This window comes from Shewanella sp. MF05913 (assembly GCF_059758095.1).
In genome coordinates this window covers 42,151-64,341 of record NZ_JCAYNT010000007.1, presented here as the reverse complement: position 1 = coordinate 64,341, position 22,191 = coordinate 42,151, and the positions used below count along the sequence as shown (strand labels likewise).

Here is a 22,191-nt window from a genome sequence, read left to right as displayed (position 1 = left end):
AGAGTGTTGCTGGTTGTGAACAGTGAAAGCGAGTGAAAATGTTATTCTAATAAAGTAAGTCTGACAACCTGTAGATAAGTCTACCCTTGTTTTATGTACATCATCATGAGTGAAAAACACATGCAAAAAAGCCCATAATTTATGGGCTTTCAAACGTCTAACTCGATTTAGATTGTGATAAAGACAGTCTTAATCTTTTTTGTATACGTCATGACAACCTTTACAGCTTTTACCAGTGTTAGCAAAAGCTTGTTTAATGAGGTTTTGGTCAGCAGATTTAGCTGCAACAGATAATGCCGCAGCGTTATCTTGAAATTCGGTCATTTTGCTGTCGAAATCTGCTTTGTCCTGCCAAATTTTAGCAAGTGCTTCGGTGTCGCCTTTATCAGAACCAGCGATAAAACCTTCGTGAGGCAGTTTAGATAGCGCTGCAACATTGTCTGCACGGCTGCTGAACACTGTCGCATCAAACGGCTTTTTACCTTTTAACATTGCACCCATGTCACCAAAATTATATGCAATCAAACCAAATGCAGATTGACGATATTCAATCGCGTCAGCAGGTTCTTCAAAGTTATGGGCAAATGCGGCAGGGATTAATATTGCTGTCGCTGCAATAGCAAGTAATGTCTTTTTCATCATGATCCTTCTCTTCTTTCTAGTAATAGCACGGGTTCCATAGCACTTAGTCAAGCCTGTTACACATATCATTATGAGAGTAAACGTGTAATCAGTCACAGTTTTATTCTACACAATTTTATTGCAAAAATGCGATTTGTTTTATCAAAGGTAATCAAGGCAGTATTTTGCAAAGTACTCAAGTTAATTGATACACTTGTACTGTTTCGGCATTACTACAAAGAGAATAAAAATTATGCGTGCCAACTGGAATTTAGTTGTAGATAAAATATTAACTCATGCAAATGATGAAGACTTATCAGTGTTATTTCAATTATTGCTAACAGAAGAGGAGAGAAGCGCTGTGTCTGGCCGTTTACAGGTGTTCCAAACGTTACTTGCCGGAGAAATGAGCCAACGACAGATTGCCGCTGAAAATCAAGTGAGTATTGCCACCATTACACGTTGCTCAAATTATTTAAAGAATATGTCGCCAAGCCAGCGAGCCAAAGTCAGAAAGTTAATTCTGGATTAAGAGATTGGCTCTTTAGTGTGTTAAGCACTTACTGGCGGATGCTTTTAGGGTACTTATGGTGTCGGTAGCTTGAACGTCTCATCATTAAATAAACGCCGTAGGTGACTAAGCACAATGCAAATAATGTGCTTGAATCTCTTGGATAGAAACGGTAAAGACTGAGCGCTGAAAAAACATAAATAAAAGGCATCAGACCATACAAGGTTTCAGGAACTGCCCCAGGTTTACGCTTTCGCTTGGGATCTGTACGACGATTTTTTGAACGTAAGTTATAAACGTGGGCACCGTATAAGTAGACCACTATGGAAGCGACTAAAGCGTAGCTTGGCTCAAGTAAAAATAGGCTTACCGTGCCAACGATCATATAGCTGTAAGGCAGTAATTCGTATACGGGTTTGATTAACATAAGCACTCCGTCGCTATGTATTAATTCTTATATGGATAGACAATTAGTGAGGATCTTCACTACTTTGTTGTCCTTTACAGTAGTGGCGATAAGTCTGACTAATTGTGGTTACTTAACCTTGACTCAGGATATAAGGATGCACTTATGCTATTAAAAAATCAGCATGTTAATCCATCTCACTTTTAAGCTTGTCATTGGTTATGCTAATAAGGTTAATTGCCGTTGCAATAGCTAGCCTATCGTAAGTCGGTTCAACGCTTCTAGCTGAGCAAAGGATTGTTTGAAATGAGTTTATTATTCCTAGCATCCCTAGCTCATGTTATTTACGTGTTAATTATAACGTATAAAAAAAGGCACTGCCTAGAACTTAGACAATGCCTTGATGTTTTTTCAAACTTTCTAATGACGCAGAGAGGATTTATCTCAGCATTATTAGTGACAGCCGCAGCCACCATTACCATCACAACCCGGTTTCTCAGAACCACAAGAGCCGTGTTCATGGTCGTGATCATGTCCGTGACTACCACAGCCGCCTTCAGCATGAACGTGCCCGTGAGCGAGTTCTTCTGCCGTTGCTTCACGTACTGCAATCACTTCTACACTAAAGTGTAATGCTTGACCTGCAAGTGGGTGGTTTCCATCTACAACAATCACATCATCTTTCACTTCAGTCACTTGCACAGGACGTTGTCCGAGCTCTGTTTCTGCAATAAAGCGCATGCCTGGAATAATGTCTTCAACGTCACCAAATGCGCTAATTGGAACTTCTTGTTTTAGGCCTGGGTGATATTCGCCGTAACCTTGAGCCGCAGGAATATCAGCTTCAATTTTTTCGCCGGCTTCTTTGCCTTCTAATACTGATTCGAGTCCTGGGATTAAGTTGTCTGTACCTTGCAAGTAAACCATTGGTTCACCATCAAAAGAACTTTCAATTAACTCGCCTTGCTCATCAGATAAACGGTAATGAATAGTGACCGCTGCATGTTTTGAAATTTTCATATCGCCTCCAATTCGTGATGTGCGCATCATACCGTACTTTATTAGCAGCCTGCGATGACAAACATCAGTTTTTGCTTATCCAATCACAGCTTTTTTAATTTTGTAAGCGACTTGTTAAAATGTTTACGTTAATGATGAAAATAAATCAGCTTAATCAATCTAAGAACTGATGCTTAAGTCCATTATGCTGATATTCGTTAGGTAAGGTTTTTTCTACATAATTACATTTTCAAGGTGTCAGTATATGCTACTGAAAAATAATAGATTATCCTTTTTCATGCATCGATTTACGTTGACGTAAACAGGGTGTCAATGAGTGGTTAGCTATTCCAATGTCGCTATTTTTAAATTATGAAATTCAAAAATAATATAAATCAACTCGTTTGTTAAAATAACTTGGAAATAAACTGTAAGCAGGGGTTGACAACTGTGGGCAAAAAAAGCAATTCTGTTACCACAATGTGTATCAGCTAATTCGGCAGCTTACTATTGTGTGTTGCTAAATGAAAACAAGAGATTATCAGATGTATACCCTTATGCTCGTTGTAATTACTACCATTACAACCACCACTATTACCATAGTGGGGGCGGGCTGATTACACCCTAAAAGATTTGTACAACAAGCCCGCTTCCCACAACAGAAGCGGGCTTTTTTGTTTTTAATTCAAGTATATTAAATTAATGTCGTCATTGTTTGGTGACAGGGAGAAGTAGATGAAGGTAATGAAATTTGGCGGAACGTCGCTGGCGAATTGGTCTCGTTTTTCAATGGCAGCAGATATTATTGCAGATTCTTCATCTGCTGAGCCTGTCGCTACGGTACTTTCAGCTCCTGCAACTGTGACAAATGCGTTACTCGAAATGGTTGATCTCGCGGTTAGCCAACAAGATTACCAACCTGTTTTAGAGCATATCAATCAGGTTTTTAACAGTTTATTTAACGAAGCGTCAGTGTCGTTACTGAATAAACCGCAGTACGAGATGTTAGTCGCTAAGTTAGCGGCGCAAATGCTCGTTTGGCAAGACAAGCTGCATGGGGTTAAGTTATTGGCTGAATGCCCTGACAGTGTTCGAGCCCAAATTGTTGTAACGGGTGAACGTTTGTCTGCAGCGCTAATGGAACAAGTCATGTTAGCTAAGGGGCTGACTTCGGCGCAATTAGATCCTGTTGCACTGTTTTTGGGACATGGTCAGCCTTTAGAGTCGGTTGTTGATATTAGCGTGAGTAAGCCGCGTTTTGCTGCCCTGCCGTTAGATCAATATCGTGTATGGGTGATGCCTGGCTTTACTGCCGCAGATGCGCACGGCAATGTGGTGACGTTAGGGCGTAACGGTTCAGACTATTCTGCCGCAGTACTCGCCGCTTGTTTAGATGCGTCAAGTTGTGAGATTTGGACTGACGTTGATGGGGTGTATAACACCGACCCTCGTGTCGTCGCTGATGCAAAACTGTTATCGCAATTAAGTTATCAAGAGGCGATGGAGCTGTCTTATTTTGGCGCTAAAGTATTGCACCCAAAAACAATCGCACCCATTGCGCAGTATCATATTCCTTGTTACATCAAAAATAGCTTCAATCCATCAGCTCCAGGCACGTTAGTGTCAAATGAGGCTGACCAAACAGGGTTACAAGTTAAAGCCATTTCAAATCTAGACAATCAAACCATGTTTAACGTATCAGGCCCAGGCATGAAAGGCATGGTGGGAATGGCGAGCCGTACGTTAGCCGCTATCTCTCGTAGTGGTATCTCTGTGTCATTGATTACTCAAAGTTCGTCGGAATACAGTATTAGTTTTTGTGTGGCGACTCATGATGCAAACAAAGCGAAATGGGCTTTAGAGCAAGAGTTTGAGCTTGAAATAAAAAATGAATTACTCGAACCCATCGAGCAGCGCCAAGACTTGTCGATAGTGTCACTTATCGGTGATGGTATGAAAACGCATAAAGGGGTAGCGGCTAAGTTTTTCAGTGCCTTAGCTAAAGCCAGCGTGAATATTGTGGCGATTGCCCAAGGCTCATCTGAGCGCTCTATCTCAACGGTTATTCAGCAAAAAAAGACCAAACATGCCATTGGTGCGTGTCATCAAGCCTTTTTTGATGTTCAACAATATGTAGATGTGTTTTTAGTGGGAAGTGGCAATGTTGGGGCTGGATTATTAGACCAAATAAAGCAACAAGCGGCCATGTTGAAAGAACAGCATATCAGTATTCGAGTCTGTGGCATCGCCAATTCGCGCCAAATGCTACTCAATAGTGAAGGTATAGAACTCAACGATTGGCAGACATTACTGGTAGAAAAAGGCCAAGATTATGACTTAGCCAAATTACTTGAGTGGGGTCAAGAACAGCAACTATTGAACCCAGTATTGGTTGATTGCACGTCAAGTGAATTGGTGTCAGACCGTTATATTGAAGTGATGAATGCCGGCTTTCATGTGGTAACGCCTAATAAGAAATCTAACACTCGTGACTATGCTTATTATCAAGCTCTGCGCCAAACAGCGTTAACCCAACGTCGTCAATTTTTATATGAAACGACTGTAGGTGCAGGTTTACCGGTTATCGATAATTTGAAAAAATTGCTTTATGCCGGCGATAAGTTACATAAATTTAACGGCATTCTTTCGGGATCGTTATCGTATATATTCGGTATGCTCGATGAGGGTATGAGTTTATCTGAAGCAACAACAATTGCGCGTGAGAAGTGCTTTACTGAACCCGACCCTCGTGATGATTTAAGTGGTATGGATGTCGCTCGTAAAGTGTTGATCCTTGCTCGTGAGGTCGGCTTACCACTTGAGTTAAGTGATATTAATATCGAATCTGTTTTACCTGCCACATTTGACGACTCAGGTGATGTAAACCAATTTATGGCTAAATTACCTTCTTTAGATGCTGAAATATCTGCACGCGTGAATGCGGCTAAAGCCCAAGGTAAAGTATTGCGTTATGTTGGCCAAATTGATGAAGGCCAATGTTATGTAAGAATTGTTGAGGTTGATGCAACCGATCCTTTATACAGTGTTAAAGGCGGCGAAAATGCACTGGCATTTTATAGTCGCTATTATCAGCCAATTCCGTTTGTTCTAAGAGGTTATGGTGCAGGTACAGCGGTAACTGCCGCAGGTGCATTTGCTGATGTACTCAGAACCTTAAATTGGACTCGTGAGGTTGGGCTATGAATCAAGCGGTAAAGGTCAGTCAAGAAATGCTTATCGTATATGCTCCAGCGTCAATGGGAAATGTAGGCGTTGGATTTGATTTATTAGGCGCGGCATTAGCCCCAATTGATGGTTCACTCCTAGGTGATAGAGTGATGATCAGTGTTGCAGACACGGGTGTACACTTTAGTCAAACAGGTGAATGGGCTCATAAATTACCACCCGAAGGTAAAGATAACATTGTGTATCAGTGTGCAGAGTTCTTTTTGAATAAACTGCAACGTAAAGATGGTGTGGCGATTTGTTTAGAAAAAAACCTCCCAGTAGGCAGTGGTTTAGGTTCTAGTGCAAGCTCTGTTGTGGCAGCTCTTTATGCGTTAAATGAACATTTCGGCAACCCATTTGGTGAGCAAGCTTTACTGGGGTTAATGGGTGAATTTGAAGGTAAAATTTCCGGCAGTGTTCATTACGATAACGTTGCCCCCTGTTATTTGGGGGGTATGCAATTAATGCTCAATTCAAGCAATAAAGCCTGCGCGACTATTCCTAGCTTTGACAATTGGTATTGGGTGGTGGCTTATCCTGGTATTTCTTTATCTACCGCTAAAATGCGTGAGTTATTACCTGCAAAATATGATAAATCGGTCGCTATCGATTTTGGACGCTACTTAAGTGCTTTTGTACACGCGAGTTACCAGCAAGATGCACAATTGGCAATTGAAATGCTTAAAGATGTATTGGCAGAACCTTATCGTGCGGCGGCAATACCAGGTTATACCGATGCTCGAGCGGCATTGGCTGACTTAGGTATGTTAACGACCGGTATTTCGGGAAGCGGCCCAACGTTGTTTAGCGTTACAGACGATTTAGCCACGGCTGAAAAAGCCAAAGACTGGTTGATGCAACACTATATTTCACAGGCTGGCGGTTTTGCCCATGTGTGTAAATTAGATCAATTAGGTACCCGCTGCGTGTAACCGCAACTAGATATTATTTATTTGAAATTGAAAAAGGCAGTCGTAATGGAATTATATAATTTAAAACACCCATCACAGGTAGTAAATTTCAGTGAAGCAGTACAACTGGGATTAGGCAAAGACAGAGGGTTGTTTTTTCCAAAATCGATCCCTGTTTTAGCCGATATGGATGCCTTATTGGCATTGCCTTTTGCTGCAAGAAGCAAAAAAGTATTGGGTGCTTGGTTGGCCGATGAATTAGGTCAGGATAGCGTTGATAAACTTGTTGATAATGCGTTTACTTTTGATGTGCCGCTTACCAACGTTGACGAGAAGCGTGCTTGTTTAGAATTATTTCACGGCCCAACATTAGCATTTAAAGATTTTGGCGCTCGATTTATGGCTCAGTGTGTCAATTTACTTGCTGGTAATAAAAAGCTAACCATTCTCACTGCTACTTCGGGTGACACTGGTGCCGCAGTTGCTGACGCATTTTATGGTTTAGATAACGTCAATGTGATGGTGCTTTACCCAAAAGGTAAAATCAGTGAACTCCAAGAAAAAATGTTTACCACTCTAGGTAAGAATATTCACACCGTGGCGGTGAAATCAGACTTTGATGCCTGTCAGCATCTAGTAAAACAAGCATTTGACGACAGTGATGTACGTGACGGATTAGCATTAAACTCGGCTAACTCTATTAATATTAGCCGTTTATTAGCCCAGATTTGTTATTACTTTGAAGCCGTGGCACAAGCCAAAAAAGCTGGTAATGATGAGATTGTTTTGTCCGTACCCAGCGGTAATTTTGGTAATTTAACGGCGGGTTTGTTTGCTAAAGCCATGGGATTGCCAATCAAACGTTTTATTGCTGCCACCAATAGTAATGATACGGTGCCTCGTTATTTGCAAGAGGGAGCATGGCAGCCACATAAAACGGTAGCAACCATGTCAAATGCGATGGATGTATCTGAACCGAGCAATTGGCCACGTGTTGAAGCCATATGTGAACAAATGGGTTGGCCGCTATCGTTAGTGACGGGCATTGCATTGTCTGAAACAGATACCGCTGCCGCGTTAGCTCAACTGTATCAAGCTGGGTATCTTTCTGAGCCTCATGCGGCGATTGCAGCACATGCATTAACTTTGGGCTTAACAGGTAACGAAAGCGGAATATTTCTTGGTACAGCTCATCCTGCTAAGTTTAAAGATGTCGTAGATAAACAGTTGTCTATTAATTTACCTTTACCACCAGAGTTAGCTGCGGTTGCACACAAGCCTATTTTATCAGCTGAGTTTGCCGCGGATTTTGATGTGCTTAAAGCACATATGTTTAAGGTGCTAGCGTAATCCAGCAACACTATTTGGAGTGAACTACGCTCAAGATCTTCTCAATACTAATATGATAAAACATTTATACCATTTCCATTAATTATGTGACCAATCAGAGTCACTCAGACTGTCCAGTTTGAGGCGCATTGTTGAAATAATGGTATTCCCTTTTAAGACAATGCAACAAAGAAATGGACAGTCTGAGCGCCTCCTGCAAGGCGGGTTTCTGTGCCTTCTATACTGCTTAATAGCATTTTGACGTAGAGCAACTATGCCTACAATGCTATTACTTGCCTAGAAGACACAGAACTCCCGCTGAATGACCAGATAATTAGTGGAATTGGTATTAATACTCGGATGACTGGTGTTAGGTGTTTTTTTATATTCCAATATTATGATCTTGGTCATACCTCATTTTGTAGATCCTAGTGTAGATTAGAAAAAACGAGAATGTTGGCTATTATTTATACATGAGTATTGATTACCGAAATGACTGGAGAAGGTTATGTTGCAACGTCTAATGCGCGATCATAAACATATTGCCATTTTGTTGAATATCCTTTCAGATAAATTGACTCGATTAGCCGATGGGAATGGGGTTAATTTCAATCTTGTCAGGGATATTGTTGAGTACATGCAAGGTTATGCAGAACACAGTCACCATCCCCTAGAGGATATTATTTTTGATTATTACAGCAATAAAGCTGGCTTAGCGAATTGTGGTCAATTATATAACGAGCATCATCGATTGGCTGAAGCATCTGGATCGCTTATCTACAGTTTAAATATGATTTTGTCTGATGTGGTTATTTCTCGTGAAAAACTGATAAAAGACTTAAAGGATTATATCCAATTGCAGCAATTGCATATGGAATATGAGGAACGGGAGGTTTTTCCGCTTTTTGTCAGTACGTTAGACGATAACGATTGGGACAGGGTTGCAATCTTATGTCAGCAGCGTTTAGTTGATGATCCGCTTTTTAATGATAATGATAAATCCATGTTTGAGGACCTGCGAGCTCACATCGACAGGGTTGATAAGCCTTTTTAACCCTAAGCGACGGGTGTCAGAATAACAAAAAGAGCGCAATATGTGCTCTTTTTATGTGATGTTAGCGACAATCAAAGATTGTGCATTTGGATCATTAGAGAACTAATGTACTAACATCGAAATCGAATGAATCATCGATATCTTGCAATTCCTTGAGTAAACGTTGTTTGTCTTTAATGGCTTCAATTTCACGCCATTTACGTTTCTTGGACGAGCTTTTTGAGCGGCTTGGTCTTTCAACAACTTCGTCTAGCGCACCACCATAGTCTAATCGATCCATGGTAACCTCCCTTGTTATTATGATGTCTCTGCACAAATAAGTATCATATTTCAACTATAGGGTGCAACACTTGTGTTGCATTTACGTTACCAAAACATCACGTTTTAGTGAATATCGACTATATACAACAATAAAACACAGGTTTTACCTAGTTATATTCGATTTTCGTTAATTAAAATAATCACTTGAAGATGAGTTTTTGTCGTTATTTCGATGCGCTGAAATACGTTATCTGAACAGTTATAACATTGAGGTTTAAACAACACCTTATTCGGTTTGTTTTTACTTATGCCTTGCTTACAGTTTATTGGATGTCATGAGGTTGGCTGATTTTAGAGATTTTTTGTAGTTGAAGTTAAGGAGGGGAGTTCGTGCAAGCTAATAAAAATGCCGCTCAGGTTAAGTGAGCGGCATTATTCATTCACGGTACAAATAGGAGCAAACCTGCGAGTTAAAGTTTACCTTGACGATAAATATTCACTAATGCATTACTTGATGCGTCTAACTCTGTTGCATCTTGCTTAGCACCAATTCGCTCGAGTACATCATTGCCTAGCTGTTTACCGAGCTCAACACCCCATTGATCAAATGAGTTTATTTGCCATATTGCACCTTGTACGAATGTACGGTGTTCGTATAGCGCAATTAACGCACCTAACGTTGTAGGGGTTAGCTTGTCCATCAATAAGGTATTGCTTGGCTTATTGCCGGACATGACTTTATGTTTCGCGATAAGCGCTTTTTCTTGATCATCAAGCTTACTGCTACCTAGCTCAGATAATGCTTCACCGTAAGTACGCCCTTGCATTAATGCTTGGGTTTGACCAAAGCAGTTTGATGCAAGTTGATCATGATGCTCGCCCAAAGGATTATGGCTTTGCAGTGGCATTATAAAGTCGGCAGGAATTAATGCCGTACCTTGGTGTAGCAACTGGTGATAGGCGTGTTGACCATTGGTTCCTTCGCCGCCCCAAATAACAGGACCAGTACTGTAATCTACATCGCTACCATCAAGAGTGACAGACTTACCGTTACTTTCCATATCTAGCTGTTGGAAGTAGGCGGGCAAACCACGTAAATAATGGTCATAGGTTAAAATCACATGTGATTGAGCACCATGGAAATTGCCATATAGCACAGATAACATCGCCATGATGACAGGCATATTTTGTGCTAACGGAGCCGATGCAAAGTGTTCATCCATTTGGTGAGCACCGTCGAGCAAGGCTTTGAAGTTATCCATGCCGACAAGTAACGCAATAGGCAAACCAATTGCAGACCATAATGAGTAACGGCCACCAACCCAATCCCACATTGGGAAAATGTTGTTTGCATCCATACCGAAATCAGTCGCTTTAGCTACGTTAGATGTAACCGCTACAAAGTGTTGAGCAATATCTTGCTGCGTTGCACCTTGTGCTAAAAACCACTCTTTTGCGCTTAATGTATTTGTTAGCGTCTCTTGAGTGCCAAATGACTTAGATGACATAACAAATAACGTGGTTTCGGCATTTAAACCTTTAAGCTTCTCACAAATGGATGATGCATCAACGTTGGCAACAAAGTGGCAATTAAGCCCCGCTTGCCAATATGGTCTTAGTGCTTGAGAGACTATCTTCGGCCCAAGAAATGATCCGCCAATGCCAATACTCACAATGTCAGTAATTGATTTGCCGGTATAGCCTTTCCATTGACCAGATTGCACTGATTCAACAAATCCAGCCATCTTACTCAAGGTTTGTTGTACTTCGGGTACGATATCAGCGCCTTCAGCTATGATTTTTTGATCAGCTTTGCTTCTAAGAGCAGTGTGCAATACTGAGCGCTGCTCAGTATTGTTAATCACGTCGCCTTTAAACATCGCGGTAATTTTTTCGCTTAAGTTTGCTTCATTCGCCAGTGAAAAAAGTAGCTCAAGTGTGTCATCGTTGATACGGTTTTTAGAATAATCTAAAAATAGTCCACATGCTTTAACACTCATTTGCTCGAAACGTTGTGGGTTTTGAGCAAAGAGTTCACGCATATGGGGCAACTGGCTTGTATGAGCCTGTAATGCTTTCCACGTCGTACTTTGAGTGAGTTTTGTCACGAGTAAAATCTCCAACTAGCTTAATTTGGTTTTTAACATCACTTCTAGTTTGCCTTGGTCGATAGCAAAGTTACGAATACCTTCGGCCAATTTATCAACGGCCATTGGATCTTCGTTAAATGCCCAGCGGAACTGTTCTTCAGTTAATGCTGTTGGTGCTGCAACGGTTGATGTTGTAGCAACAAGCTTGCGGCTAATCGTTACATCACTGTTTGCCAATTCTTCTAAAAGTGCAGGGCCAATGGTTAAGCGATCACAACCAGCCAGCTCAATAATTTCACCGATGTTTCTAAAGCTTGCACCCATCACAACTGTGTTGTAACCGTGTTGCTTGTAGTAGTCATAGATTTCTGTCACAGAAACAACACCAGGGTCGGTTTGAGCGGTGTAATCTTGACCAGTGTCTTTCTTATACCAATCTAAAATACGGCCAACAAAAGGAGAAATAAGATAAACACCGGCTTCAGCACAGGCTCTTGCTTGGGCAAAGCTAAATAGTAAGGTTAAGTTACAGTTAATACCTTCTTGTTCTAGCTCTTTTGCTGCGCAAATGCCTTCCCAAGTTGAAGCCAACTTAATTAAAATGCGAGATTTGTCGATACCCGCTTCTTTGTAAAGCTTGATTAGCTTATGCGCTTTATCAATTGAACGTTGTTTATCAAAAGACAGACGAGCATCAACTTCTGTAGAAATACGGCCTGGTACTATTTTTAAAATTTCAACACCGATATTTACCGCGAGCTTATCACCGGCATCTTCAATTTGTTGAGCGATATTGCTGCTCTGTGTTTTAGACCATGCAATGGCATCATCAATAAGCGGTGCATATTCTGGAATTTGAGATGCTTTTAAGATTAATGATGGGTTGGTGGTCGCATCTTCAGGCTGATAACGCTTTATTGCTTCTATGTCGCCGGTATCAGCAACGATGGTAGTGAATGATTTGAGTTGCGCGAGTGTGTTAGCCATGAAAATTTCCTCTCGGTAAGCAATTAATATAGAACTATATCTTTATTAGAAGCGATTTTAAGGATTATTCCAACTTAATTTGTAAAAAAATTACGAAATAACCCCTGTTTTTCGCTCGATTTCGGCTGATATTGTTGCTAAATAGACAGAATTGGTTAACCAAATAGAAAGGGGCTTGCAACTCAATCACTGCAACGTCAGTGGATATCACTGTTTTACGAAATTTAGGTTGTTCTGAAAATAAAAAAGCCGCTGCAAGCAGCGACCTTTAAAGTGTAGCGTAATATTGTAACTATTAACGCATTACTGGACGTTTTTCAGTACCAGTAACAATCGCTTCGATGCGACGGTTAACACGGTTAGCTTCAGCTGAGCTACCTTGCATAACTGGTTTAGTTACGCCATAACCCATAGAGCTGATACGAGTACTGTTGATACCGTACTTAGTATTTAATGAGTTTGCAACGGCTACTGCACGACGCTCTGAAAGCTTCATGTTGTAAGCAGCTTTACCTACGTTAGACGCGTGGCCTTCGATAGATACAGTGTGCTGTGGGTATTTAGTTAAGTGGTCTGCTAGTTTTTCTAAATCAGCAAATGAACCTGCACGGATTTCAGCTGAATCATTAGCAAATAAAATGCCACCTAAGTCATACTTAGTAGTAACGTTTTCGTAAACAGTACAACCAGTAGCATCAACTTTATGAGTCATTGGTGTGTCTGGACACTTGTCGATGTTGTTTGTTACACCGTCTTTGTCAGCATCGCCAGGAGCGGCAACAACAGCAGCTACAACAGGAGCCGCGGCAACAGGAGCTGCAGCAGCAGTACCAAAGCGATAGCTTAATGCTAATCCCCAGTAGTTACTGTCCATTTGTAAATTGTTTAATACCTTAGCGTCCATGTTTTCATAACGACGGTATTTTGCTTGAAGCTTAAGATTGTCAGTAAAGTTATAACCAACACCAGCGCCAAGGAATAAAGCAATTCCAGAGTCGCTTAAATTCACGCCGTTAAATTTCTGGTCGTTTTCTAGGATATAGCTGTAGGTACCTACTTCTGATGAAAGGCTCCATTTGTCAGCTATAGGATGAAAACCTACGATACCAACGCTAACACCTGAAGCGCCAACATCATATTTGCGGTTATCATTACCAGTCCAATCAGCGTTACCTAAATCACGGTAACCTAATTCAATACCGATATATTCATTAAATAAGTAACCACCAAACACATCCCAAGCATATGGGTCATCGTCACCACATGTTAGTGCGTTGTCGCAATTTTGTTGATAATCGTTAATACCTAAACCACCACCAACATACCAAGGCGTTAGGCCTTCAGCTGCAGAAGCTGCGAAAGGTAACATAGAGGTGAGTAATACTACTTTTAATGTGTTCTTCATCATATTTTTTAGTCCATTGTTATTTTACTCCACCATACATGCATGTAACGGAGTTGTTAGGGTCATGCATTACTGACACTTAGCGTGGTGATTCTTTGTAATATAGTCAGCGGCGCAATTATGGGCTGTAATTAGATGTTTTTCCATAGTAAAAAGGATTAATATTTTGTAATGGTGAATTAAAAACCACAGTTGAAATGATGATGTTGAAACGAAAAACCAAATAAAAACAATTGGTAACGATGATTGTTTAGAATCTCGGGTGATTGAAAAATAATTGTAAATATCGTCTTTATTTTTAATAAGTTACTCAAAGACACCTTAATTTATCGATATCTTTGGTATTTGTAAAAAAAAATACGCCATTAAGGCGTATTTTTATTAGTAATAAAGACTCAAATTAACGCGTCCAAACCCAGTTTTCAATTTCTTCAGGATCTACACCGTTAGCTTTAATGTAGTTCTTATGGTCAACCAGACGTTGCAACATGTCGGTAGTGATGGTCACATGTTGTGATTCATCAATTACGCCTTGCTGGAACAATTTGTACGCCATATCGATAACTAAGTGGTAGCGAGATGTTCCGTTACGTACACCCATATCAAATGGTGTTGTTGTTGAACCTTCTTCTTCATAACCTTTAATGCGGAAACGACGGTTACCTTTATAGTCAAATACTAACTTTTTGATGGTATTTGGATATCCATGGTAGTTAAAGACAACGCCTTTATCTTCAGTGAATACTTCATCCATCATCCAAGGTTTGCTTTGGAACTCAAGGCTGCCTAAACCACTGCTGTGTAGCTCTGATACACTGACGAAACGGATACGTACACGTGGTAATATTTCACGAATGAGTACCAATGAAGCCATACATTCTTGAGTCGCGTAATCACCGCAGCCTGCTAAAACAACATCAGGATTATTATCAGATGCAAAATCCCACACCATCATGCCGTCTTTCGCTTGCTTACGGGCTTCATCAAGTGACAACCATTGTGGTAGTGACTTTTTACCCGCAACAATGATGTTCAATTTATCACGATCGGCATACGCTTTTTCGGTATAAACTAAGGTGCTGTTAGCATCTGCTGGTAAATAAGCAGAGATAATGTTTGGGTGCTTCTCAAGCATAGCGCCTAGGAAAGACGGATTTTGGTGAGAATAACCGTTGTGATCTTGACGTTCTAGTAACGAAGACAGTACCACGTTACAGGCTGGAATTGGCTTACGAAAATGGATGTCTTGGCTAGCATGCACATACTTACAGTATTGATCAGCCATTGAAGATACAACTTGAGAGAACGCCTCATAAGTTGGGAACATACCGTGACGGCCTGTTACTGTGTATCCGTGTAGCATACCAAAAAGTAAGTTTTCAGATAGCAACTCAATGACACGACCGTCGCGAGACATATCTTCATCCCAGCTCTCAATTGGCCACTGCCAAGCGCGGTCTGTTTCTTCAAATACAGCTTGTAACTGGTTTGAGTAAGTTTCGTCAGGGCTGAAGATACGTAAGTTGCGTTGATCGCGGTTTAGTTTGAATGCATCACGCATCCATTGACCCATTTTTAACATTGAGAAACCACGTTGACCACGTGGCGTTTCAGCACCATAACCTAATTTAGTTAAATCAGGGTTAGCGAGTGCACGCACCACTTCACCACCGTAGCTTAGACGTTGACGGCCACAGCATAAGTCTTTTGGCGGTACTAATGATAAAATGTCTTTATCAAATACTAATTCGCCATCAGCGGTAGTTTGCACTAGTTCATCAAACTTATAGCTTGCTAACCATTGATCAAGCGCGTCTAAATGACCTTTGTCGGTTGCACAGTTATTGACGATAACTTGGTGAGATTCGCAGTTGCCTTCAAGCTTTTTACCTGCATATTCAGAAGTACCGGTCCAACCTTTCGCAGTTCTCATTAAGATAACAGGCCAGCGTGGCTTAACAACATCTTCGCCAGAACGAGCACGACGTTGAATATCGGTAATCATGTCATAAGATAAATCCATCGCAGCGATCATCTGTTCATAGATGTCGGCTTCTAGTTCATCGTCAACAATGATTGGGTGGTAACCAAGACCACGGAATTCTAAATCAAGTTCTTCATGGCTCATACGACCCATACGAGTAGGACCTGAAATTTTGTAGCCGTTGATATGAACGATAGGTAGAACTGCGCCGTTATGCTCAGGAGAGACTAAACGGTTTGCATACCAAGATGCCGCGAGTGGGCCAGTTTCTGCTTCGCCATCACCAATTAAACAGGCTGCGATAAGGTTAGGGTTATCGAGTACAGAACCCCAAGCGACAGACAATGAATAACCTAGTTCACCACCTTCAAGGATTTGTCCAGGGGCTTCTGGATTAGCGTGTGATGGGTAACCATATGCCGCTGAGAATTTTTTACAGATATCTTCGATGCCTGTTTCTGTAAACGGGATCGTATCTGGATAAAAATGGCTTAAAGAACCTTCCATAAATAAGTTTGCTTGAACAGCAGGGAAGCCATGGCCAGGACCAACAAGGTAAATGAATTCACGATTATGTTTAACAATAAGGCGGTTAACGTTAGCGTAGACAAAGTTGATACCAGGACATGTACCCCAGTGCCCAAGAAGGCGAGGTTTAATGTCTGTATGCTGTAAAGAACGTTTGTAAAGTACGTTTTGCTTTAGATAAATTTGTGAAGTAGCAAGGAAGTTAGTTGCTCTTACATATTTTTTTAGTGCTGTGATCTCATTTGAGTTAGTCATAGTGACCTCGATTAAAAGTGAAAATATTTAATTAACTTTCTTGGAGAACACTTTATTCGTAATTTAGTTACAATAATGTGGCCTTTATCTAACTTTTGAGTAATGAATTTGATGTTAGATCGCACTTTTAACCATTACCGGGCTAACTGCTTGAAATTTAGTAACGATTTATCGACGCTTTATGAATAGAGCATTAATAACAGAAATGATAAAGTGTGACAGGGATCACTTGCGGTCTTTTGTTTTATTTGTGTTATCTGAACGTGTCATTTACTTAAGTAAAATATCTGGTAGGTAACATGCTTTTAGCATTCAAGGACCTCACAAAACAATCCCTATGAATATGCATCCTTTAGCTTTTATAATGACTAATTAATGTTGATATTTTTATACGGTAAAACGTTTAACGCAAAACAGTTTGCACAATGACGTGCTCAGTCTGTTTATGACGAGATTAATATTCGGGTCTAAACCTGAAATAAAAAATAACCTTATAACGGGGAAGATAAAACAATATGGCAATGTTAGAAACGATTGTTAATTTCATGAACAGTTTGCTTTGGGGCAAATTGTTAGTTTATGGGCTGGTGGGTGCAGGTCTGTTTTTTACTATTCGCCTGGGCTTTATACAGATAACCCATTTTGTTCATGGTATCAAAGTGTTGGCCATAAGCCGTCGCCCAGGTAAGCACGGGCTGTCATCATTTCAGGTTTTCTGTACCAGCATGGCTGCACGTGTCGGTGCCGGTAATATGGCCGGTGTTGCGGTTGCCATTGGCACCGCAGGTCCAGGCGCAGTATTTTGGATGTGGGCTATTGCCGTCTTGGGTATGGCTACGGCTATGATTGAGTCAACACTGGCACAGGTTTATAAAGTTAAAGATGGCGACGGCCAATATCGTGGCGGTCCTGCTTATTATATGGAAAAAGGCTTAGGACAACGTTGGATGGGGGTGTTGTTCTCGTTCTTCTTAATCTTGGCATTTGGTTTAGTGTTTAATGCCGTACAAGCCAATACCATTACCGGTGCGATGACTCAAGTATTTGGGTTCGAACCCATCTATGTTGGTATCGGCATTGTGATATGCAGTGCATTTGTGATTGTTGGTGGGTTAAAGAAAGTCGCTAAAGCCTCTGAGTTAATCGTACCCGTGATGGCAATTGCATATATTGCTATCGCTTTCGTCGTCGTTGCGATGAATATTGAAAAACTGCCAGATGTATTTATGCTCGTGATAAACAGTGCATTTGGTTGGCAAGAAGCCGCTGCTGGTGGTATTGCCTATAGTGTTGCTCAAGCAATGCAAGCCGGTATTGCACGTGGCCTGTTCTCAAATGAGGCGGGCATGGGCAGTGCGGCAAACGTTGCCGCAAGTGCTTCGCCAAATCCTAATCACCCAGCTTCACAAGGTTTTGTGCAAATGATGGGGGTGTTTGTAGACACTATCGTGATTTGTACCGCTACCGCGGCAATTATTTTACTTTCTGGTGATTCCGCCGCAGGTTCTGACGGTATTGCCAAAACCATTAGTGCATTAACAAGCCATGTTGGCGATTGGGGTGGGGCATTTATTGCTTTTGCTATTTTGTTGTTTTGTTTCACATCGATTATTGCTAATTACTCATACGCTGAAACTAACGTAATGTTTTTGTCTGGTAACAGCAAAAAAGCCTTACCTGTGTTCCGTTTAGTGGTTTTGGCCATGGTGATGTTCGGTTCTATGGCAAAAATTAGTTTAGTCTGGGATTTAGCGGATGTCTCAATGGGCTTGATGGCGATAGTTAATTTAGTGGCATTAGTTTTGTTATCTGGTTTAGCGGTAAGAGTGATTAATGATTATCGTGAGCAAATCGATGCAGGCATTGACCCTAAGTTTGATACCAGTAAATTCCCTGAATTAGCCGATCAGTTAGAAGAAAAAATTTGGCCGAGTTCTGCTGACGCGGTTAAAAAATAATATTTACCTATTAAGGTAATCGAAAAAACCATGCTACTTCGGCATGGTTTTTTTATGTCAGTTCAGTATCATAAAGCCATGATTTTATTTGGAGTGCACTTATGCTGGTTTTAATCTCACCTGCTAAAACATTGGATTTCGACAATCCTCCCATCACCAATACGTTTACTCAAGCGACTTTGTTGAAGCAAAGCCAAGAATTGATCGACGTGTGTCGAGAGTTAACGCCAATGGACATTGCCAGCTTAATGAAAGTGAGCGACAACATTGCCGGATTAAACGCCGCACGCTTTGCCGACTGGCAGCCTCCCTTTACGTTAAAAAATGCCAAGCAGGCTATTTTTGCTTTCAGAGGGGATGTTTACACCGGATTTGATGCCGACCATTTATCTGATCCACAAATTAGTGCGAGCCAAAAACATTTGCGAATTTTGTCTGGTTTGTACGGTTTGCTTAAACCTCTAGATTTAATTCAACCGTATCGCCTAGAAATGGGCACCAAGTTGGCAAACCCTCAAGGCAATAATCTTTATAATTTTTGGGGCGAAACCATTACTGAAGAAGTTAATAAAGCATTAAAAGAGCAGGGTGACGATATTATTGTTAACTTAGCATCGAATGAATATTTTAAATCTATTAAGGTTAAACAACTCGCTGGGCAGCTAATTACACCTGTATTTAAAGACTGTAAGAATGGTCAATTTAAAGTGATCAGTTTTTATGCAAAAAAAGCGCGTGGCTTGATGGCCCGCTATATTGTAGATAAGCAGCCTAAAAGCATTGAGCAGTTAACTCAGTTTGATCTTGAAGGGTATTACTACAACAAAGCGCTATCCACTCCGACAGAACCCGTGTTTTTACGCGATGAACAAAAATAAGCAGAGCTTTCTACCTTGTAATCTATGTTCATTCAGTGCAAATAGACAACAAAAAGCCCTTAGTTAAACGTTAACTAAGGGCTTTTTTTCGTTGGTGCTGTTAACTCATTATGTGCTTAATGCTGAATTTCTTTTTGCTTAATCGGTCTTAAGTCAATTTCTGACTGTGCCATCATATAAGCAAACTGAGCATATGCAGCTGCACTTTGCGCGAGCTTTTTAGGATCAATTTTATCCAGGGTATCATTCGGTGTGTGATGATAATCAAAATAGTCGGTACCATCTTGATTGAGTGATGCCACAGGTACACCGAGTGCTGGCATAATGGACACATCAGGCCCACCGGATGCTTCATTATTACCTAATTGCACGCCAAATAACGTCATCGCCGAGTGCTCTTGTTTCACTTGCTCAAAGGTATCTGGATTAACGTTAAAATCGATTTTATACACAGGACCTGCGCCAAAGTCAGATTCTGCGGCAATATAGTGTTTATCTAACTCATCAGCATGTTGTTCTGCATACGCTTTAGCACCAACGATACCGACTTCTTCGGCGGCAAATAACACCACTCTAATTGTGCGGGCCGGTTTTTGTGGTAAGTCTAAAATCAGTTTAGCCGCCGTGGTGACAATGGCGACACCAGCACCATCATCAATTGCGCCCGTGCCTTCATCCCATGAATCTAAATGTGCACCAATTAGCACGATCTCATCAGGTTTAGTGCTACCGGTTACTTCGGCAATCACGTTATATGATGTCGCTATGCCTTGATTTTCAGAAGTCATATTTAATGACAACACGATATTAGGATCGCGCTTTAGCATGGCATTAATTAAATCGGCATCAGGATTAGACATGGCCGCAGCAGGAATTTTTGGGATCCCTTCTTCATAACGCATCATGCCTGTGTGAGCCATTCTGTCATGATCAGTACCAATCGAGCGGATCACAATGGCCACCGCGCCTTTTTCAGCCGCCGCCACCGCACCACGTGAACGTCCGCCAACACTTTCGCCGTAACCTTTACCAGAAATATGACGTTCAGTTTTATGATCGATAAAGACGATTTTGCCTTCTATACGACCTGGAGAGGCATTTTGCAGTTCTTCTAGGCTTTCAAAACGCACGATAGAGGCTTGAATACCATTAACTGGCGTAGCTACGCTGCCGCCAAGCGCGGTAACCACTAACGGTTGCTCATAAGGTGACACGATACTGGCATGGGCTGAGCCGCGTGACCAAGCCGGAACTTGTACCGACTCTTTATAAACTTTATCGAACCCCATTAGCCAAAGCTTTTCCATGGCCCAATCGACAGCGACGATATCTTTATCGGTTCCAGCTAATCGAGGTCCAACTTCTACGGTAAGCGATTCTACAATGTCGTAGCTTAAATGTGACGATAACGCCTGCTTAGCTAATTGTTGGCTAATTTGAGCATCATCGGAGTTATTAATCACCAATGTTGGCGTTGTGGTTCTAACTGGCGAAATGGTTTGACAGCCAATCAATGCGACAAAAATGGCGCCGACGAGGCTTGCCGTTTGAAAGTTTTTCATGAGTTTCCTTTGATTATTTTAGCTAAGTCTCACTTTTTACAACAATCTACCAAAAAGTGTGCTTTATGTCCCGACTCTATTTGTAAGGGAACGCTATATTAGTGCGGGGTTAGATTTAGGAGAACATACTCGTGATGAATATAGAAAAAATGCAGCATCAAGCAGATCATGCAGTAGTGTTGCTAAAAGCATTAGCAAATGAACGTAGATTGTTTATTTTGTGCCACCTTCTTAATGAGGGTGAAATGTGTGTCGGAGAAATGAACAAAAAATTGGGATTGAGCCAGTCGGCCTTATCTCAACATTTAGCATGGCTTCGAAAAGATAATTTAGTGTGTACTAGGAAAGAAGCACAGACCGTTTTTTATTCATTAAAGAGTGATGAGGTAAAAGAGCTGATCCAAGTGCTAAATAATATGTATTGCCATTAATATCATCTCACGAACGTCTTAATGAATTACTCATTAAGACGTTTCGCGTTTATGCGTGAGCAAGAGCCTATCAATTTTTACCCGTCCTTTAATCATATCTATGTGTACGCTATCAACTCAAAACGTCAGTGAAAGGTGCTTATACCCGTCTCAACCAAGACGCTAACTCAGCATTGACTTCATTCTGTCATTCAAATCTACAACATTGATAATTTCTATTCGTTCAATCAACGTATACATCCTTGAATAACGCAAGGATGAAACTGGCTGGTTGTAGCTAATTTTACAAGGGAAGGTTCGTAATGCGTAAATTGCGGTTACATGTTTAGATGGGGAATTTAAGATATAAAAAAACCGGCCTAAGCCGGTTTTTTAAAATCTTAAATCGTAAGAGTTAAGCAACTAGTGCTTTGATTCTTGCGTTTAAGCGTGCCTTTTGACGAGCAGCTTTATTCTTGTGAATAAGGCCTTTAGTCGCCATACGGTCAACAATTGGTTGTGCAGTAGCGAATGCTTCTGTAGCCGCTTTATGGTCACCACTTTTGATAGCAGCGATGACTTTTTTAACGTATGTACGTAACATAGAGCGACGACTAGCGTTATGCTGGCGACGCTTTTCAGACTGAAGCGCGCGCTTCTTTGCAGACTTGCTATTAGCCAAGGTGCAACTCCTAAAAACTGGATTTGATACTTTTAAAGGCCGAGGAATATGCCTGTTTTTCGTCGTCTTGTCAACGACTACAATTGAATATTTATCATAAAGATAAATTAATCCAACCTAGCATGCCTATCT

Annotated in this window: 18 protein-coding genes; 8 read left to right on the top strand and 10 right to left on the bottom strand. The window is 41.0% G+C overall.

Going from position 1 to position 22,191, the window contains the following annotated elements:
• Positions 1-189: 189 nt before the first annotated feature.
• Positions 190-639 (bottom strand): c-type cytochrome, encoded by a 450-nt coding sequence (locus AC19MV_RS10710; protein ID WP_432399499.1) that lies wholly within the window; start codon positions 637-639, stop codon positions 190-192.
• A 235-nt stretch (positions 640-874) separates the two neighbouring features.
• Here AC19MV_RS10710 and trpR point away from each other — a divergent pair, with 235 nt between their 5' ends.
• Positions 875-1,153 carry a trp operon repressor gene (gene trpR / locus AC19MV_RS10705; RefSeq protein ID WP_498297210.1) on the top strand — a complete coding sequence of 93 codons (279 nt, stop codon included), beginning with the start codon at positions 875-877 and terminating at the stop codon, positions 1,151-1,153.
• 28 nt (positions 1,154-1,181) lie between these two features.
• On the opposite strand, the gene AC19MV_RS10700 is transcribed toward trpR, so the two are convergent.
• Both AC19MV_RS10700 and slyD read right to left on the bottom strand, forming a co-directional pair.
• Positions 1,182-1,559, bottom strand: a complete 378-nt coding sequence (locus AC19MV_RS10700; protein ID WP_432399292.1) for a hypothetical protein — start codon at positions 1,557-1,559, stop codon at positions 1,182-1,184.
• 432 nt (positions 1,560-1,991) lie between these two features.
• A complete protein-coding gene (gene slyD, locus AC19MV_RS10695) occupies positions 1,992-2,558 on the bottom strand; it encodes a peptidylprolyl isomerase (protein WP_432399291.1) in 567 nt (188 codons plus the stop codon).
• A gap of 714 nt (positions 2,559-3,272) precedes the next feature.
• Here slyD and thrA point away from each other — a divergent pair.
• The 4 genes from thrA to AC19MV_RS10675 all read left to right on the top strand — a co-directional run bounded on the left by thrA (position 3,273) and on the right by AC19MV_RS10675 (position 9,059).
• Positions 3,273-5,741: a bifunctional aspartate kinase/homoserine dehydrogenase I gene (thrA, locus tag AC19MV_RS10690; protein WP_498307497.1), complete on the top strand. Its 2,469-nt coding sequence runs from the start codon at positions 3,273-3,275 to the stop codon at positions 5,739-5,741.
• Positions 5,738-6,697 (top strand): homoserine kinase, encoded by a 960-nt coding sequence (thrB, locus tag AC19MV_RS10685; RefSeq protein WP_498307495.1) that lies wholly within the window; start codon positions 5,738-5,740, stop codon positions 6,695-6,697. Before thrA ends, thrB begins: the two co-directional genes overlap by 4 nt.
• Before the next feature lie 45 nt (positions 6,698-6,742).
• Entirely contained in the window at positions 6,743-8,026 is a 1,284-nt protein-coding gene (gene thrC / locus AC19MV_RS10680) for a threonine synthase (RefSeq protein ID WP_498307493.1), read from the top strand.
• Between the two features lie 487 nt (positions 8,027-8,513).
• Positions 8,514-9,059 (top strand): hemerythrin domain-containing protein, encoded by a 546-nt coding sequence (locus tag AC19MV_RS10675; protein WP_432399287.1) that lies wholly within the window; start codon positions 8,514-8,516, stop codon positions 9,057-9,059.
• A gap of 94 nt (positions 9,060-9,153) precedes the next feature.
• Here the strand turns inward: AC19MV_RS10675 and AC19MV_RS10670 are convergent, their stop codons facing one another.
• The 5 genes from AC19MV_RS10670 to AC19MV_RS10650 all read right to left on the bottom strand — a co-directional run bounded on the left by AC19MV_RS10670 (position 9,154) and on the right by AC19MV_RS10650 (position 16,569).
• The gene (locus AC19MV_RS10670) at positions 9,154-9,339 is read right to left on the bottom strand and encodes a DUF3545 family protein (RefSeq protein ID WP_160053078.1); all 186 of its coding nucleotides are present in this window, start codon (positions 9,337-9,339) and stop codon (positions 9,154-9,156) included.
• Between the two features lie 451 nt (positions 9,340-9,790).
• A complete protein-coding gene (pgi, locus tag AC19MV_RS10665; RefSeq protein WP_498307491.1) occupies positions 9,791-11,428 on the bottom strand; it encodes a glucose-6-phosphate isomerase in 1,638 nt (545 codons plus the stop codon).
• A 15-nt stretch (positions 11,429-11,443) separates the two neighbouring features.
• On the bottom strand, positions 11,444-12,397 hold the full coding sequence (gene tal, locus AC19MV_RS10660) for a transaldolase (RefSeq protein ID WP_498307489.1): 954 nt from the start codon (positions 12,395-12,397) through the stop codon (positions 11,444-11,446).
• Positions 12,398-12,692: 295 nt separating this feature from the next.
• Positions 12,693-13,805 (bottom strand): OmpA family protein, encoded by a 1,113-nt coding sequence (locus AC19MV_RS10655; protein WP_432399284.1) that lies wholly within the window; start codon positions 13,803-13,805, stop codon positions 12,693-12,695.
• Positions 13,806-14,202: 397 nt separating this feature from the next.
• Complete coding sequence (locus tag AC19MV_RS10650) at positions 14,203-16,569, bottom strand: phosphoketolase family protein (RefSeq protein WP_432399283.1); 2,367 nt, start codon at positions 16,567-16,569, stop codon at positions 14,203-14,205.
• 521 nt (positions 16,570-17,090) lie between these two features.
• Between AC19MV_RS10650 and AC19MV_RS10645 the strand changes: the two genes are divergently transcribed.
• Both AC19MV_RS10645 and yaaA read left to right on the top strand, forming a co-directional pair.
• Complete coding sequence (locus AC19MV_RS10645; RefSeq protein WP_498307608.1) at positions 17,091-18,527, top strand: alanine/glycine:cation symporter family protein; 1,437 nt, start codon at positions 17,091-17,093, stop codon at positions 18,525-18,527.
• Positions 18,528-18,628: 101 nt separating this feature from the next.
• Positions 18,629-19,405 carry a peroxide stress protein YaaA gene (gene yaaA, locus AC19MV_RS10640; protein WP_498307488.1) on the top strand — a complete coding sequence of 259 codons (777 nt, stop codon included), beginning with the start codon at positions 18,629-18,631 and terminating at the stop codon, positions 19,403-19,405.
• A 116-nt stretch (positions 19,406-19,521) separates the two neighbouring features.
• On the opposite strand, the gene AC19MV_RS10635 is transcribed toward yaaA, so the two are convergent.
• The gene (locus tag AC19MV_RS10635; RefSeq protein WP_498307486.1) at positions 19,522-20,967 is read right to left on the bottom strand and encodes a M20/M25/M40 family metallo-hydrolase; all 1,446 of its coding nucleotides are present in this window, start codon (positions 20,965-20,967) and stop codon (positions 19,522-19,524) included.
• A gap of 134 nt (positions 20,968-21,101) precedes the next feature.
• Between AC19MV_RS10635 and AC19MV_RS10630 the strand changes: the two genes are divergently transcribed.
• On the top strand, positions 21,102-21,398 hold the full coding sequence (locus tag AC19MV_RS10630; protein WP_160053136.1) for an ArsR/SmtB family transcription factor: 297 nt from the start codon (positions 21,102-21,104) through the stop codon (positions 21,396-21,398).
• 394 nt (positions 21,399-21,792) lie between these two features.
• Here AC19MV_RS10630 and rpsT read toward each other — a convergent pair whose 3' ends face one another.
• Entirely contained in the window at positions 21,793-22,059 is a 267-nt protein-coding gene (gene rpsT / locus AC19MV_RS10625; protein WP_160053085.1) for a 30S ribosomal protein S20, read from the bottom strand.
• Between the last annotated feature and the right edge of the window lie 132 nt (positions 22,060-22,191).